The sequence below is a fragment of the Amycolatopsis sp. NPDC043887 genome, assembly GCF_056435665.1.
The window spans coordinates 1014590-1029261 of sequence record NZ_JBWKEB010000001.1; the positions used below are offsets into that span (position 1 = coordinate 1014590).

A 14672-nucleotide genomic window follows, 5' to 3' on the forward strand; every position below is an offset into this window, starting at 1 on the left:
CTCCCTCCCCTGGGACTGTGGTGCTACTTCTTCTTCTCGCCGATCACCGGCGGCATCGGCTTCTCGGTGTAGCCGCCGAAGGTCTCGTCGGGATCCGGGTTCTGGAGGTACGCCGGAGCCTTCTTCTCCTTGTCCTCCTCGCCCTTCCCGCGAGCGGCGCCGGGCGCCATCGGCATCCCGTTCGCCCCGCCCCGACCGGTCGAGCCCGCTGCTCCCGCCGCACCGCGACCGGCCACGCCCTCACCAGGCATCCCGGCGCCGCTTCGGCCACCCATGCCGGGCTGCTGTCCGGGCCCGCCTACTCCACCCGTCCCACCTTGTCCGCGGAAACCGCCGCCGCTCGGTACTCCGGGTGACCTGCCACCCGTGCCCGGACCGTACGGCGTGGGCCCGGTCGTTCCCGGGCCGTACCCTGGCGGGAAAGCGCCGGGCGTGTTGTACGTGGGGTTCGGCTTGCCGGTCGGCCCGAAGTCGAGGTTCGCTGCAGGCGGCACGACCGGAGTGGTCTGGGGCGGCGTGTACGAATTCGCGCGGGTCCCGTCGTCCGGCCGCTGTTGCCCGCCGGTCTGATGGTGACCCGGCTGGGGTTGCCCAGGCTGCGGGCCGCTGTCAGCTGCGCCCGGTGCGCTCGGCCCGTTGGGGCCACTCGGCCCGCCGGGACCGCTGGGACCGCTCGGACCTCGGTAGGGCTCGCCGACACCGTGTTCGCGTCCGTCGGAGCCGTCGCCGAACCCCCTCACCGCAGGCTTCCCGGCGCCGCCTTCGTCCAAGGTGACGCTGCCGCCGGGGTCGGTGAGCTGCGCGTACTGGGCGGGCAGCTCGTCACCGTTGGCGGTGCTGGCCGAGTGGTAGCTCGCGAAGGTGTCGATGTTGTGCTGGCTGTCGGCCTGATACCCCTGGACCTTGCTCCAGTAGCCGACCAGACCGCCACTCATGACAGCCTTGACGTCCTCGGCCGTCGGGGCGGGCTGCTCGGGCGGCACCGGCTTGACCGAGTTCTTGGCCGTGCCGAACGCGTCCATCTGAGCACTGATCGCCGACTGCGCCACGGCCAGATGCATCGCGTCGTCGTACGCGGCTTCCACAACAGGCTTCGTCGCGTCGGCGGCCGCGTCGCTGGCGCCACCCTGCCAGCCGGCCATGGTCTTCTGGGTGAGTGCGGAGAGCTTCTGCGCGCGCTCGTGGTGCTTGGCGGTCAGGTCGAAGGCGGCACGCTGAGCCTCGGAGAGCGAACCGGTGCCTTCACCCTTGGTGATCTGCTCGTAGATCTGGGCAGCGGTGATCGGGCCTGCCGGCATCAGTTGCCCCCTCGGATGGTGGCCAGCACCCTGACTGCGGCCTCACGAGCGGCGGCACAGGGATCTTTCTTACCGACGTTCGCCGCGGACTGCACCAAGTTGATGCTTACGGTTTGGGTGTCGCTGGTCCCCAGGGCGACCGAGCACTCGCCTTCAGCGCGCTTGTCTTTATCGCCGTAAGCGGTCACTGGGTAGCCGTCAACCGGTTCGAGCGGTTCAAGGAGTTGGTAGGTCGTCCCTTTGGCCGCGTAAAACTTGGCGGTGCCGCTGTCTCCGAAATTGCTGAAGATCACGTGAATGCGGGGTTCTGTGGTGGAGGGAATGGACCACCTGCATGCCGGTCCCGCCGAGCCGTCCGGACGAGGCACGGTTTCGGTGTTGGGCCCGAGGAGTTCTGTGACCTGGGTTTTGGTGAGGGCAGTACAGGGGTCTTGCTTGAACCGGGCCACATCAATCGAGTGCTCGACCTTGGGGACACCGGGCGGCAGGCTGGCTGAGTTTGGGATGCTCGAGCCTGCTCCACTATTGGTGGGTGCAGGGCTGCCATTGACCGTTGGTGTCGAGCAGGCGGAGAGGGCAGCGAGAACGGCTGCGCTGAGGAACAGGGTGGCGCGTCGCATCAGGCGATGCCCTCCGGTTGCTGGTTGATGGCGATTTTGGCTTGTTCGTCGGCGGTGGCGTACTTGCCGAGAGCGGCCACATACTTGGCGGCCATGTTCTTGCAGTATGCGACACGCTGGTCGAGGGCTTCGAGGAGCGCACTGCCCGACCGGCGGGTTATGTCGGCATTGTCCCCGCTCGCGAAGTCAAGTCCCGGGGGATTGGCCACAGCGATGTTGCGCGCATCCTCGATGTCGTCCTGGTACTCGTTGGCCAGGTCAGACCACTCTTTCACCAGTTCGTGAAGGGTCGCCTCGTCGTACTTGAACCCCGCGCCTTCCGCTACCGGCGTCCCGTAGGAGCCGCCAGTAGGCGGGGCCTTGCAGACCGAGCCCGGGTTGAAGCCTGGTTGGTAGACAGGTGTCCCGTCAGGCATGGCCATGCACCCCTGGTGCCGTGAAACGTTCCCCGCTGAATGGCCGAAGCCGCCCCGAAGTCACCGTCGTCATCTGCCCCTCCCGTGGCTACAAGGCGCGTCTCCCCGATGCACCCTGCGTAATCCGACGCCGGGAAGATTACCAGGGTTCCCGGGGCGGTGAACCCGGCTGCATAAAGTCCCGCTCCCCGCTGAATAGCGTCGGCGAACCTGGTGACTATCCGTGAAAATCAATCGTGTGAACCTGCCCCAGGAAACCGGGTTCTTCCTGGTGGAGCAGGTGTCGAATTTGCACACTCTGCGTAATGAAGTTTCAAAGAGTGATTCTCGGCGCAGTACTCGTCGGGTTACTGGCGGCTTGTACGGATTCCGTGGAGACGCCCCCGCCGCCACCGCAGTTTCCGAAATGGCAGCCCAAGCAACCGCGTCCCGCGGATCGTGACGAACAAGCCGTCGACGCCGCTCTCGCCGCGACCGACTTCTGTGCGCTGATCGATCGTGTCACCTACGCGCTTCGGCAGCCGCTGGATGCCGCACTGGCGACCACGCGTCCGGAGGTGAAGTACGGCAGGAAACGGTGCACGCTCGTCCGAGGAGACATGGCCCTGCTCTACGTCCAGGACGTGGACCCTGCCCACGCGGCTCTCCGGAACGACGGAGCCGTCGTCGATCTCGGTGGCGTGAAGGCCTACCAGGTCGAGTCCCGCCGCGAGGGCTCGGTCGACGGCTGTGCGATCACTGTGCCGGTCAGTTTCCAGCGCGCGGTCCAATTCGAGCTGGGGATCCAGCGCCGGAGCAAGGACTGCGGACTCCTCCGCGATTTCGCCACCGCCGGAGCCGCGAAGCTGCCCCGCGACCTCGTCTACCCGCCGGACGCTCAGGACAGCGCCCGCGTCGGTGCCTGCGCCAACTGGGTCTCCACCAGCAAGGGTGAGACCTGCGATCCGGCGGTCGAGGCCCAGGTGCCCGCGGGTGCCGAGGTGATCCTGGCCGCCGGCGCCGCCGACCCGAACGTCGAGTGCGCGGTGTTCCGGGATGCGGTCAAGAAGACCTTCGGGCCGGAGTTCGAGCCGATCGCCACGCCGGGTTCCTGCTACTTCGTCGAACCGCGCCATCGGGTGCAGATCGAAGCCGGGGTCACCGCGAACGGCGGCGCGCCCGGAGAGTGGCACGCGGATCCGAAGGGCACCTTCAAGGACCATCGCCAGCACACCTTCAGCGGGAACCCGGGCGTCACCCTTCGCACCAAGGACGACAGCGAGTTTCTCATGTACGTCTCGCCGTTCGGGAATCTCGGCTCGCGCGGGCATGTCCGGCTGCTGATTTCGTCGCAGCAGGAGCGGGGCGTCGACGAATGGCCGCGTTCGAGGGCGCTCTCCGCCGTGGACGTCGCCAAGGCGCACGCCGTGATGGAGCTCGTGATGGCGACCCACTTCCGGGTGGCCAGGTGACGTCCGCGCCGTCGTAAGTGTCTGTGGGTGAACCCGCGACCGCGATCGACCGATGCGGACAGGGCGCCCTGCCACCGCGATAGCGGGGCCTTCGGCCGGGCGGGTTCACGCGTATGGTCCCGTTCCGGCCACATCTCAGCTCCGCCGACAGGCACTAAGCTTTCTCCATGTACATCGAGCGGGTCCGGCTGGAGAACATCCGCGGCTTCAGCGGCGCTCGTGCCGTCGACCTCCGGCTGCCCGGCCCTGGCTGGGTGGTGCTCGCGGGGCGCAACGGTTCCGGCAAGACCTCGCTGCTGCGCGCCATCGCGGTCGCGGCGGCGCCGGACGTCGCCTGGGGGCTGCTGTCGGACGCCGGCAGCTGGATCTCGAACGATCAGACGTCCGGGTCGATCGAGCTGTCGGTGATGCGCGAGGAGGGCCCGGCGCCGGTCGAGGTCCGCTGGCTCGACTCCGGCCTGCTGCCGATCTCCGGGCTTCCGCCGGGCCAGCCGTTCTGCGCGGCGTACGGGCCGTTCCGGCGGCTCGCGGGCGGGAGCGGCGAGGCCGAGTCGTGGATGCGCGGCGCGGGATCGCTGGCGCGGATGGCCAGCCTGTTCCACGAAGACGCCTCGCTCGCCGAGGGCGTCACCTGGCTGATCAATCAGCATCTCCGTGCCCTGGAAGGAAAAGCGGGCGCCCGTGAACTGAAGGACGCGGCGCTGGAGATCCTCGGTGACGGTCTCCTGCCCGGCGGCTACCGGATCAGGGACGTCGATTCGGACGGGCTCTGGGTCGAGTACCGGGGCGATCGGTTCCCGCTGCGCGAGATGAGCGATGGCTATCGCACGGTGACCGCGCTCGTGGTCGACCTGCTCAAACAGCTCGACGGCGCCGGCCTCGACCACGAGAGTCCCGGTGTCGTGATCATCGACGAGGTGGACGCGCATCTCCACGTGTCGTGGCAGAAACGCATGGGATCGTGGTTCAAGGCGCATTTCCCGCGGATCCAGTTCATCGTCACCACGCACAGCCCCTACGTCTGCCAGGCCGCCGATCCGGGCGGCCTCATCCGGCTTTCGGGTCCCGACGAGGACGTCCCGCCGCGGGTGGTCTCCGAGGAGCTGTACGAGCGGGTCGTGTTCGGCTCCGGCGACGACGCCGTGCTGTCCGATCTTTTCGGCTTGGACACGCCGTATTCGCCGCAGGCGGTCGAATTGCGGGAGCATCTGGCCGAGCTGGAGTTCCAGGTGGCGTCCGGCCGCGCGGACGCGAACGGCGTCCGGGAATGGGAACGCCTCCGGGGCATGCTGAGCAGTTCGCCGCCAAGCCGGGTCGACGAGGTGGCCAGGCGGTTCGAGGCCGACGATCGGTGATCGGGATCCGCCGGATCGCGCTGCCGGGCCGGGTGGTGGCCGATCTCGAAGAGCTGACGGCGCGGATCCCTCCCGGTGACACGAAAGAAGCCCGGCGGCTCTGGCGGGTTTCGCGTGCCGTGCGGCGTTCTCTGCGGGCGGGCCTGGACGTGATGGCCGCCGGCCGCGGCTACTGCATGTACTGCGGCGACGGCCTCGGGTCCACTGTGGACCATTTCGAGCCGATCGCGCGGAATCCGGGGCGCGCGTTCGACTGGCTCAACCACGTGCTCGCCTGCGAGTACTGCAACAGCCACCACAAACGCGACCTTTTCCCGGTGGACGAAGACGGCGACAGCCTGCTCATCGATCCGACCGCCGAAGACCCGCTGGAGCACCTGTTCCTGGTGCTGTCGATCGGGACCTACCGCGCGCTGACCGAGAAGGGCGAGCAGACCATCAAGGTGTGCGGGCTGAATCGCGCGCAACTGGCGCGGGGGCGGGAAACGGCGGTCAACCAGGTGAGCGCGCTCGTCATGGGCTGGTGGGCCGCGCGCGAACTGGGGGACGACGGGAAACGGCGCGCGATGGTCTGGACCCTGCTCGACCAGCCGCACGCCGATGTCCTCCACGCGATGCTCCGGCAGGCGGGGATGCCGGGAGCCCGCGCCGTGTTCCGGGCGGACGACGAGCTCATCGACCTGCTTCGCGCCCCGGAGCTCGCCGAGGACCTTCAGCTCTCCGGCGGCGCGGTGTAGGCGGCCAAGGTGGCGTCGGCGCGGGTACGGGCGATGGCCGCGTCCGTCCCGTTGGCGACGTCGGCCTCGTACCAGGCGTCGTTGCTCAGTGTCATGAACCGCACGCCCTCTTCGCTGGTCATCCAGGCCATGGCGGCCTCGGGGTCGGCGGCCTCGCCGGATTCGAGGTGGAGCGCGAGCCCGTTCAGCATCATGTCCCAGCCGATGCCCACGGCGCCGGGCCCGAACCGGTTCCAGTGCTCGTTGGGGACGGCGGTGTGGTCGAGTTCGAACCGGGTGCGCCCGTCGGCTTCGGGGCTCAGCCGGAGTTCGATCCAGCTGACGTCACCGCCGTACTCCCAGGTCGCCGCGAAGCTCTTGGGCGGGTCGCAGCGCTCGACCGTTCCGCCCGCGTTGCCTTCGAGCTGGTACTTGCCGCCGACGCGCAGATCGCCGCTGATCGGCAGGAACCAGCGCGGGATGCGCTCGGGATTGGTGCAGGCGTCCCAGAGGTCGTCGAGGCCGGTGTCGTAGACCTGGCTGACGGTGGCCGTCACCGCCTCGCCCGCTTCGACCACGCGCTTGCCCAGCTTGCGCTGGACGGAGTTGATCTGGCTGGTCACGTCGACCATCGGTGCCCTCCTCGGCTCGGTTGCCGACAAGATATCAGCCGAGACTTATATAAGCCAGAATGGAAAAGGGGCGCCCGGTGAGTCCTGGACGCCCTTTCCCGGCGGGTTGGCTTACGGAGTGGGAGAGCAGGCCGTGCGCCCGACGACCACTTCGCCGGTGATGTTCGAGCCGGGGGCGAACTTGATCCGCAGCATGGTCAGCCCGATGCTGCCGTCGCCCGGCAACGTCTGCTCGTTGAAGATCGCCTCGGCGAGCAGGGTGCCGTTGGACTTGGTGATCGGCTTGACGTAGCCGACCGGCACCGGCGACGGCAGGGTGCCGAGCCCGGTCGCGCCGCCGTAGGTCCAGCTCGCGTTGGTGCTGGTCTGGGTCGCCGTGCAGCTGACCGAGTAGGACCTGATCTTGATCCGCGGCCCGCTCGACGAGACCAGTGCCGACAGCTCGAAGTTCTGCCCCTTGGCCTCCGACTTCGTCGTGGTGACGTCGTTTTCGGGGTCGACGACGGTGGTCGTGCACGTCGACGTGCCGCCACCGAACGTGATCCCGGTCCTGGTCACGACTCCGGACGAGTTGCTCGTCGGTCCCTCGACCGCGCAGTCGGCGAGCGAGGCGATCGAGATCGGCGCCGAGGTGCCCTTGGTGAAGGCGGCGGAGCCGAGCGAGGCCACGCCCGCGGGGTTCGACGCGGCGGCCGGGGTCACCCCGGCACCGAGACCCGCCAGCAGCAGCGCGCCGACCAGGCCCGCCCGGCTTGCGATGGTGATGCGCATTCCACGTCCTCCTCACGTGACGGAGAGCGAGCCGGTTGGCCGTTCTTCCTTTGTCATCACTATCTGCGTGTCGGATTCGCCCGTTGCGCGCGTGACGGTCGTTTCACTCGACCGTGGATCATGGAGACCCGTTGGATATTCTGATTCGTATCCGGATACAGGTCTGTATATTCGAGCGCATGCCGACCTACCGCGTCCTCGTCAACGGCAAGTTCGACCACCCTGACGCCGACACCCGCGCCAGGCTGCTCGCCGAGCTTGATCAGCATCAGGTGATGGGGTTCACCGAGGACGGCCTGCTCAGCTACAGCGCGCATCTCGGCGCGTTCACCTTCCGCATCACGCTGCGGGGCGAAGAGGAGCGGGACGTGCTCGACGAAGCCGAACTGAAGGCCATGGAACTGCTGGACGCCAAGGGCTATCCGTACCGCGACGTCGCGGGCAAGGCGACCTGCATGGACGACATCAAGATCCGCCGCCGCTGACTCAGGCCGCCTTCACGCCGCCCACCACGAGCACGGCCACGACCAGCATCACCGCCATGAACACGGCGAAGAGGACGACGGTGATACACACCGTCGAACGCTGCTCGCGGTGGTCTTCGGCGGGAGGCTTCCACGCCGGTCTGTCGCCGGAATCATCCGGACTTCCCATGTTGTTCCCCCAGTTCGCGCCGAAGCGGGCGGGATACTCGGCGGGGGTGTCATCTTCGTCACCGTTTCCCCTGGACAGCACGTCAACAGGCCTCAGCTGCTAGCCACTACGCTGAGAGCAACCCCGAACGGTGTCAAAGAGAGCGGAGCCGACGTGTCTGTGTCTTCACCTGCCCCAGGTGGTGCCATCGAGGACCTGCGCGCGTCCGTGGGGCTCCAGATCGCCGACGAGCAGCTCCTGCGCACGCTCGCGACCGGCCTCGCCGACGTCGAGACGCTGCTCCGCGAGGTCGTCCGCAGTGACGTCAAGGCCGTCGAGGACGCCGCTTCGCACCTGGTCGAGGCGGGTGGCAAGCGTTTCCGTCCGCTGTTCACGCTGCTGGCCTCGCAGTTCGGGCCGAAGCAGGGCGACCAGGTGGTCACCGCCGCGGCGGCGGTCGAGCTGGTGCACCTCGCGACGCTGTACCACGACGACGTGATGGACGAGGCGACGATGCGCCGCGGCGCGGAGAGCGTCAACGCCCGCTGGGACAACACCATCGCCATCCTGACCGGCGACTTCCTGTTCGCGCACGCCTCGCGGCTGGTCGCGGACCTCGGCACCGACGCGGCCCGGATCATCGCCGAGACCTTCGGCGAGCTGGTCACCGGGCAGATGCGCGAGACGGTCGGCCCGGCAGACGGCGACGACGCGGTCGAGCACTACCTCACGGTCATCGCGCAGAAGACCGGCTCGCTGATCGCCACCTCCGGCCGGTTCGGCGGGATGATGTCCGGCGCGCCCGACCACTACATCGACGCGCTCCGCCGCTTCGGCGACATCATCGGGACGGCGTTCCAGATCTCCGACGACGTCATCGACATCGCGTCCGCCTCGGACGAGCTCGGCAAGGCGCAGGGAACAGACCTGCGCGAAGGCGTCCGCACCCTTCCGATGCTGTACGCGCTGGCCGACCCGGCCACCGATCCGCGCCTGGTCGAGCTGCTGTCGGGCCCGATCTCGGACGACAAGCTCGTCGCCGAGGCCCTGGACCTGCTGCGTGCCTCGTCTGGACTCGAACGCGCACGCGAAACTCTTTCCGACTACGCTCGTCGGGCGCGTGCCGAACTCGCGGCGCTGCCCGCGTCGCCCGCCCGGGACGCCTGCGAATCGGTCGCCGACTACCTGGTCGCACGAACGCATTGACAAAGGGCAGGTTAGATGTCCATTTTCGGACAGGTTTGGCTGTGGAGTCTGCTGGCGTTCGTCGTCGGCGCGCTGCTCACCTGGTTGGTGCTGGTGCTCCCGGCGCGCAAACGCATCCGTGAGCTGGAAAGCTCGCTGGCCACCGCGCACGCCGAGACGTCGAGGCTGCCGGCCGGGGTGAGCCTCGGCGCGGGTGCCGCGGCCGTCGCCGGCGGGACCGCGTACCTCGCGAAGCCGTCGCACGACGAGCTGGACGAGGAGTTCGCGGCCGTCGAGGAGCCGAAACCCGCGTACCCCGAGACGCTCATCGAGCAGGAGCCCGCCCAGCAGTGGACCGAGCCTGCCGAGGAGCCCGCCAAGGACGTGCACGAGGACACCGCCGAGGAGCCGGAGCACTCCGCGACGCAGATCTTCGAGCCTGAAGAAGAGTACGAGGCCGAGTACCGCACCGCGCCCCAGCCGGAGCCTGAGCCTGAGCCGGACCCGGAGCCCTCGGCCGAGCGGACGCAGTACATCCCGGCGGCCTTGCCGGAGCCGGAACCCGAGCCGGAGCCCGAGAACCCGTACGTCGCTGCGGCGACCGATTACCTCCAGCCCGCGTCGAAGCTGGACGTCGAGCCGGAGCCGGAGCCGGAACCCGAGCCGCAGCCGTCGTCGCCGGGCGAGGGGCCGTACCGGTCCCGCCTGGAGATGCAGCTGGACCCCGAAGGCGCCGAGACGCAGCCGGAGCCGGTTTCGCTGTTCAGCCCCGCGTCGCGCGTGGAGACCGAGCAGCCCCCCGTCGAGACCAACTGGTTCGAGCGGGAAGAGGAGCTGCACGACCCGCCCGCGTACGCCTTCGGTTCCGACGAAGAAGCGAAGGCCGGTCCCCTCGACTCGGAGCAGCCCGAGTCGCCCGCCGAAGCCACCCAGGTGCTGCCCAAGCGCACGCCGCGGGGTGCGGTGCTCGGCGGTTTCGAGCCGCCACAGCCGATTCAGCCGTCGATGCGGGCGATCGAACGTCGTGAGCCGGAACTGTCCGGTGGGCAGAGCGGTTCGTTGTTCGAGCCCGCCGTCCAGCCCGGCGACGCGATGCCGGCCCCGGAGCCCCCGCCCGCGCGGCAGGTCGCTCCGGTGACGGAGTCCGTCCCGCCAGGCCCGTTCGGTCCCGGTTCGGCGATGCCGCGGCCGGGCGGTGGCCGTCCCGCCGACGACTTCGCGGTCAAGGCCAGCGTGACCGCACTGCGGTACTGCACGGAGGACTCGCCGCAGTTCCCGAAGATGGTCGCGGAGGTCTGGTTCCGCTCGGCCGCCGACGCGGAGCGCGTGGGCTTCCGTCCCCTCACCTGACTGCAATGAAGGGGCCTTTCATCGCAAAATTTGCGATGAAAGGCCCCTTCATTGCAGTTCTGGGCTAGCTGACGACGGTCCAGGTGTCCTTGCCGCGCAGCAGCCCCTGCAGGTCGGGCTCGCGGGCGGCCCGGGCCTCCGCGACCTGGGCACGCGCCTGGTCGTCGTAGGTGGGCCGCTCGACCTGCCGCAGGATGCCGGTCGGCACGTGGTTCAGGTTCTGGTCGCCGATCCGCGAAAGCGCGAACGCGTACGAGGTGTCCTCGATCGCCGGGTCGTGCACGACGAGGTTCTCCTCGCCGATGTTCGCGACCTTCCCGACCTCCAGGCCTGCCCAGCCGCTCCGCGTGACCCCGTATTCACCCTGCGGCCCGAACTTGATCGGCTCGCCCGCCTTCAGCGGGATGAGCCGGGTCGCGGCCTCGTCCTTGTCCTTGAGGACGTCGAAGGCGCCGTCGTTGAAGATCGGGCAGTTCTGGTAGATCTCCACCAGCGCCGACCCGCGGTGTTTCGCGGCGGCCTCCAGCACCTCGGTCAGTCCCTTGCGGTCCGAGTCGAGCGCGCGGCCCACGAACGACGCCTCGGCGCCGATCGCCAGCGAAAGCGGGTTGAACGGGGTGTCGACCGAGCCCATCGGGGTGGACTTCGTGACCATGCCCGGCCCGGACGTCGGCGAGTACTGGCCCTTCGTGAGGCCGTAGATCCGGTTGTTGAACAGCAGGATCTTGATGTTCACGTTGCGGCGCAACGCGTGGATCAGGTGGTTGCCGCCGATGGACAGCGCGTCGCCGTCACCGGTGACGACCCACACCGACAGGTCCGGCCGCGCGGTCGCGAGCCCGGTGGCGATCGACGGCGCCCGGCCGTGGATCGAGTGCATACCGTAGGTGTTCAGGTAGTACGGGAACCGGGACGAGCACCCGATACCCGAGATGAACACGATGTTCTCGCGCTTGAGGCCGAGTGTCGGCAGGAACGACTGCACGGCGTTGAGCACGACGTAGTCCCCGCAGCCGGGACACCAGCGGACCTCCTGGTCCGACTTGTAGTCCTTCGCCTTCTGCGGTTCGGTCTCGGTCGGCACAAGGTCCAAGCCGCCGAGGGTGGGGATCCCCAGGTCGATCGCGGTCACTTCGCCCCCTCCGTACTGGTGATGATCTCCGTGAAGACGCCTTGCAGCTCTTCGGCCTTGAAGGGCAGCCCGGCGACCTTCGTGTACGACTTCACGTCGACGAGGTACTTGGCCCTCAGGAGCATCGAAAGCTGGCCGAGGTTCATTTCCGGGACGACGACGGTGTCGTACGAACGGAGTACGTCGCCGAGGTTGCCCGGGAACGGGTTGAGATGGCGCAGATGCGCCTGCGCGATCGGCATGCCGTCCTTGCGGACGCGGCGGCACGCGGCGCCGATGGGCCCGTAGGAGGAGCCCCAGCCGAGCGCCAGCACCCGTGCCTTGCCGTCACTCGGATCGTCGACGAGGAGGTCCGGGACGTCGACGCCGTCGATCTTGGCCTGGCGCAGGCGGACCATCTTGTCGTGGTTGTCGGGGTCGTAGGAGATGTGGCCGGTCTTGTCGGCCTTCTCCAGCCCGCCGATGCGGTGCTGGAGGCCGGCGGCGCCCGGCACCGCCCACGCTCGGGCGAGGGTCTCGGGGTCACGCACATACGGCCAGAATTCCCCGGAACCGTCCTCGGCATTCGGCTCGGTGGCGAATTCCACGCGCAGATCCGGCAGATCCTCGACATCCGGGATCAGCCACGGCTCGGAGCCGTTCGCGATCGCGCCGTCCGACAGCAGGAACACCGGTGTGCGGTACTTCAGCGCGATCCGGGTGGCCTCCATCGCCGCGTCGAAGCAGTCGGCGGGGGACAGCGGCGCGATGATCGGCACCGGGGATTCGCCGTTGCGGCCGAACATCGCCTGCAGCAGGTCGGCCTGTTCGGTCTTGGTCGGCAGGCCGGTCGACGGGCCGCCGCGCTGGACGTCGACGACGACCAGCGGCAGTTCGGTCATCACCGCGAGACCGATGGCCTCGGACTTCAGCGCGACACCGGGCCCGGACGTCGAGGTGACGCCCAGCGCGCCGCCGTAGGAGGCGCCGAGCGCGGCGCCGATGCCGGCGATCTCGTCCTCGGCCTGGAAGGTGAGGATGCCGTAATTCTTGTGCTTGGACAGCTCGTGGAGGATGTCCGACGCGGGGGTGATCGGGTACGTGCCCAGCAGGATCTGCAGGCCGGACTGCTGCCCGGCGGCGACCAGGCCGTACGCCAGCGCGGTGTTCCCGGTGATCTGGCGGTACGTGCCCTGGTTCAGCTTCGCGGGCGCGACCTCGTACGTCGTCGCGAACGACTCCGTCGTCTCGCCGTAGTTCCAGCCCGCGCGGAAGGCCAGGATGTTGGCCTCGGCGATGTCGGCCTTCTTCGCGAACTTCTCGCGGAGGAAGCGTTCCGTGCCCTCGGTCGGCCGGTGGTACATCCACGAGAGCAGCCCGAGCGCGAACATGTTCTTCGCGCGTTCGGCGTCCTTTTTGGACAGGCCGGTCTCTTCGAGCGCGCCCCTGGTCAACGTCGACATGGCCACCCGGTGGACTTGATAGGCCGAAAGGGTGTCGTCGTCGAGGGGATCGTTCTCGAAGCCGACCTTGACCAGGTTCCGCTTCGTGAACTCGTCGGTGTTGAGGATGATCGTCCCGCCGGCCGGGACGTCGGCGAGGTTCGCCTTCAGCGCGGCGGGGTTCATGGCGACCAGGACGTCCGGCCGGTCGCCCGGCGTCAGGATGTCGTAGTCGGCGAAGTGCACCTGGAAGCTCGAGACGCCGGGGATGGTGCCCTGCGGCGCGCGGATCTCCGCGGGGAAGTTCGGCATGGTCGACAGGTCGTTGCCGAAGGCGGCCGCTTCGGAGGTGAACCGGTCGCCCGTCAGCTGCATGCCGTCACCGGAGTCACCGGCGAACCGGATGACCACCCGGTCCAGCTTGGCGACCTCGGTGGGCCTGACGGCCGACAAGGAGCCGTTGCCGTTCGCACTCGTGCTCATAGGTCAGGGATTCCCTCTCTCCCGACGTGCGTCGTCCCCGGCCGTGCCGGGGATCGGCGTGCCTCGCCCGGCTGTCGGCCAGGTCACAGGTGCCATGTCCCGAGGTTAGTCCTCGGCACACTTTCCAGGTTGCCGTAAAAACGGTCTGGACCTACTCCTGGAGTGTCCTGAGCTTGCCGCTGAGCGGGGATTATCCGGTTTATCTGTTACCGATGGTAACGGTCGGCGATGCGGCTTGATTGTGAGCCGTATCTCCTTCCAGCGTAGTGAAGTCCGGTCGAGGAACGGTCATCGGCCGGTCATCGAGGCCCTGAGCCTGGCCAGCCGTTCGGTGAACGCGGGTGCGGTGAGTGACGTCAGCTGCGGCGCGATCTCGGCGTCGACGGCGGCCGAATGGTCGGTCAGCGACGAGGTGTGCCGGAGCGTGCGCTTCGTCGCGAGAAGGACGGCGCGCGGGGCGCCGACGGCGGGTTTCGCCAGTTCACGGGCGGTCTTGATCAGGTCGCCGTCGACGAGCCGGAGCGCGAGCCCGCATTCGACGGCGGCTTCGGCGCCGACGACTTCACCGAAGAGTGTCATCGCCGCGGCCTTCTGCGGTCCGACGAGCCGCTGGATCATCCACGTCATCCCGCCGCCGGGATGGATGCCCAGATCGAGAAATCTGGCCACGAATTTGGCCTTCGGTCCCACGATGCGGACGTCCGCGGCGAGCGCGAGGTTCAGCCCGGCGCCCACGGCGGCACCGTTGACCGCGGCGATCGTGGGCAGGGAACACCGCGCAACCGAGAGGAATCCGTCGTAGATGGCGCGGAGTCCGTCCTCGCTGGCGCCGGCGAGCGTGTCCAGGTCCGCGCCCGCGCAGAAGGCCGGCGGTGCGCCGGTGATGACCAAAGCGTGGACACTTTCGTCGGTTTCGGCGCGCGAAACGGCCTCGGCGAGCTGCGCGGAGAGGTCGAGGGTCAGTGCGTTGCGGGTCGCGGGCGCGTCGATGGTGAGCACGGCGACGCCGCCGTCGTGGCTGGAGTGGATCTGATCGGTCACGGGGACGAGGGTGTCACGCTTCGGGCGTCGGCGGGCGTTCCAGTAGCCGGGAAAGGTTCATGCCTCGGGGGTCGGCGGGCGTTCCAGTAGCCGGGAAAGGTTCATGCCTCGGGGGTCGGCGGGCGTTCCAGTAGCCGGGAAAGGTTCATGCCTCGGGGGTCGGCGGGA

General features: G+C 68.5%; 15 protein-coding genes. 6 read left to right on the top strand and 9 right to left on the bottom strand.

Annotation, left to right across the window (positions count from 1 at the left end):
* Positions 1-23: 23 nt before the first annotated feature.
* From AC069H_RS05025 to AC069H_RS05035, 3 genes are read right to left on the bottom strand one after another with little or no spacing between them, the layout of a single operon-like run.
* Positions 24-1298, bottom strand: coding sequence for a PPE domain-containing protein (locus tag AC069H_RS05025; protein WP_478231374.1), 1275 nt, complete (start codon positions 1296-1298; stop codon positions 24-26).
* Positions 1298-1918 (bottom strand): DUF3558 domain-containing protein, encoded by a 621-nt coding sequence (locus AC069H_RS05030; RefSeq protein ID WP_478231375.1) that lies wholly within the window; start codon positions 1916-1918, stop codon positions 1298-1300. Before AC069H_RS05030 ends, AC069H_RS05025 begins: the two co-directional genes overlap by 1 nt.
* Positions 1918-2334: a hypothetical protein gene (locus tag AC069H_RS05035; protein ID WP_478231376.1), complete on the bottom strand. Its 417-nt coding sequence runs from the start codon at positions 2332-2334 to the stop codon at positions 1918-1920. The genes AC069H_RS05030 and AC069H_RS05035 overlap by 1 nt, the downstream gene beginning before the upstream one ends.
* Before the next feature lie 305 nt (positions 2335-2639).
* Between AC069H_RS05035 and AC069H_RS05040 the strand changes: the two genes are divergently transcribed.
* The 3 genes from AC069H_RS05040 to AC069H_RS05050 all read left to right on the top strand — a co-directional run bounded on the left by AC069H_RS05040 (position 2640) and on the right by AC069H_RS05050 (position 5877).
* A complete protein-coding gene (locus AC069H_RS05040; protein ID WP_478231377.1) occupies positions 2640-3785 on the top strand; it encodes a hypothetical protein in 1146 nt (381 codons plus the stop codon).
* 167 nt (positions 3786-3952) lie between these two features.
* Positions 3953-5140, top strand: a complete 1188-nt coding sequence (locus AC069H_RS05045) for an AAA family ATPase (protein WP_034310707.1) — start codon at positions 3953-3955, stop codon at positions 5138-5140.
* The gene (locus tag AC069H_RS05050; protein WP_478229534.1) at positions 5137-5877 is read left to right on the top strand and encodes an HNH endonuclease; all 741 of its coding nucleotides are present in this window, start codon (positions 5137-5139) and stop codon (positions 5875-5877) included. The genes AC069H_RS05045 and AC069H_RS05050 overlap by 4 nt, the downstream gene beginning before the upstream one ends.
* Here the strand turns inward: AC069H_RS05050 and AC069H_RS05055 are convergent.
* Both AC069H_RS05055 and AC069H_RS05060 read right to left on the bottom strand, forming a co-directional pair.
* A complete protein-coding gene (locus tag AC069H_RS05055) occupies positions 5853-6488 on the bottom strand; it encodes an SRPBCC family protein (RefSeq protein WP_478231378.1) in 636 nt (211 codons plus the stop codon). The two genes, AC069H_RS05050 and AC069H_RS05055, sit on opposite strands and share 25 nt — an antisense overlap.
* 111 nt (positions 6489-6599) lie before the next feature.
* Positions 6600-7259 carry a hypothetical protein gene (locus AC069H_RS05060; RefSeq protein WP_340684847.1) on the bottom strand — a complete coding sequence of 220 codons (660 nt, stop codon included), beginning with the start codon at positions 7257-7259 and terminating at the stop codon, positions 6600-6602.
* Between the two features lie 179 nt (positions 7260-7438).
* Between AC069H_RS05060 and AC069H_RS05065 the strand changes: the two genes are divergently transcribed.
* On the top strand, positions 7439-7744 hold the full coding sequence (locus AC069H_RS05065; protein WP_478231379.1) for a DUF6204 family protein: 306 nt from the start codon (positions 7439-7441) through the stop codon (positions 7742-7744).
* Between the two features lies 1 nt (position 7745).
* Here the strand turns inward: AC069H_RS05065 and AC069H_RS05070 are convergent, their stop codons facing one another.
* The gene (locus AC069H_RS05070; RefSeq protein WP_478231380.1) at positions 7746-7994 is read right to left on the bottom strand and encodes a hypothetical protein; all 249 of its coding nucleotides are present in this window, start codon (positions 7992-7994) and stop codon (positions 7746-7748) included.
* 78 nt (positions 7995-8072) lie between these two features.
* Between AC069H_RS05070 and AC069H_RS05075 the strand changes: the two genes are divergently transcribed.
* Both AC069H_RS05075 and AC069H_RS05080 read left to right on the top strand, forming a co-directional pair.
* Positions 8073-9098: a polyprenyl synthetase family protein gene (locus tag AC069H_RS05075; RefSeq protein ID WP_340688814.1), complete on the top strand. Its 1026-nt coding sequence runs from the start codon at positions 8073-8075 to the stop codon at positions 9096-9098.
* A gap of 15 nt (positions 9099-9113) precedes the next feature.
* Positions 9114-10427, top strand: a complete 1314-nt coding sequence (locus AC069H_RS05080; protein WP_478231381.1) for a sunset domain-containing protein — start codon at positions 9114-9116, stop codon at positions 10425-10427.
* Between the two features lie 64 nt (positions 10428-10491).
* Here the strand turns inward: AC069H_RS05080 and AC069H_RS05085 are convergent, their stop codons facing one another.
* From AC069H_RS05085 to AC069H_RS05095, 3 genes are all read right to left on the bottom strand, one after another.
* Positions 10492-11559, bottom strand: a complete 1068-nt coding sequence (locus tag AC069H_RS05085) for a 2-oxoacid:ferredoxin oxidoreductase subunit beta (RefSeq protein ID WP_340684843.1) — start codon at positions 11557-11559, stop codon at positions 10492-10494.
* The gene (locus AC069H_RS05090; protein WP_478231382.1) at positions 11556-13463 is read right to left on the bottom strand and encodes a 2-oxoacid:acceptor oxidoreductase subunit alpha; all 1908 of its coding nucleotides are present in this window, start codon (positions 13461-13463) and stop codon (positions 11556-11558) included. The genes AC069H_RS05085 and AC069H_RS05090 overlap by 4 nt, the downstream gene beginning before the upstream one ends.
* Before the next feature lie 288 nt (positions 13464-13751).
* Entirely contained in the window at positions 13752-14504 is a 753-nt protein-coding gene (locus AC069H_RS05095) for an enoyl-CoA hydratase (protein WP_478231383.1), read from the bottom strand.
* Positions 14505-14672 lie beyond the last annotated feature (168 nt).

Bases quoted from the DNA above. Each gene is read 5' to 3' on its own strand.
- AC069H_RS05025 (WP_478231374.1), bottom strand. From the start codon at position 1,298: ATGCCGGCAGGCCCGATCACCGCTGCCCAGATCTACGAGCAGATCACC.
- AC069H_RS05030 (WP_478231375.1), bottom strand. From the start codon at position 1,918: ATGCGACGCGCCACCCTGTTCCTCAGCGCAGCCGTTCTCGCTGCCCTC.
- AC069H_RS05035 (WP_478231376.1), bottom strand. From the start codon at position 2,334: ATGCCTGACGGGACACCTGTCTACCAACCAGGCTTCAACCCGGGCTCG.
- AC069H_RS05040 (WP_478231377.1), top strand. From the start codon at position 2,640: ATGAAGTTTCAAAGAGTGATTCTCGGCGCAGTACTCGTCGGGTTACTG.
- AC069H_RS05045 (WP_034310707.1), top strand. From the start codon at position 3,953: ATGTACATCGAGCGGGTCCGGCTGGAGAACATCCGCGGCTTCAGCGGC.
- AC069H_RS05055 (WP_478231378.1), bottom strand. From the start codon at position 6,488: ATGGTCGACGTGACCAGCCAGATCAACTCCGTCCAGCGCAAGCTGGGC.
- AC069H_RS05060 (WP_340684847.1), bottom strand. From the start codon at position 7,259: ATGCGCATCACCATCGCAAGCCGGGCGGGCCTGGTCGGCGCGCTGCTG.
- AC069H_RS05065 (WP_478231379.1), top strand. From the start codon at position 7,439: ATGCCGACCTACCGCGTCCTCGTCAACGGCAAGTTCGACCACCCTGAC.
- AC069H_RS05080 (WP_478231381.1), top strand. From the start codon at position 9,114: ATGTCCATTTTCGGACAGGTTTGGCTGTGGAGTCTGCTGGCGTTCGTC.
- AC069H_RS05090 (WP_478231382.1), bottom strand. From the start codon at position 13,463: ATGAGCACGAGTGCGAACGGCAACGGCTCCTTGTCGGCCGTCAGGCCC.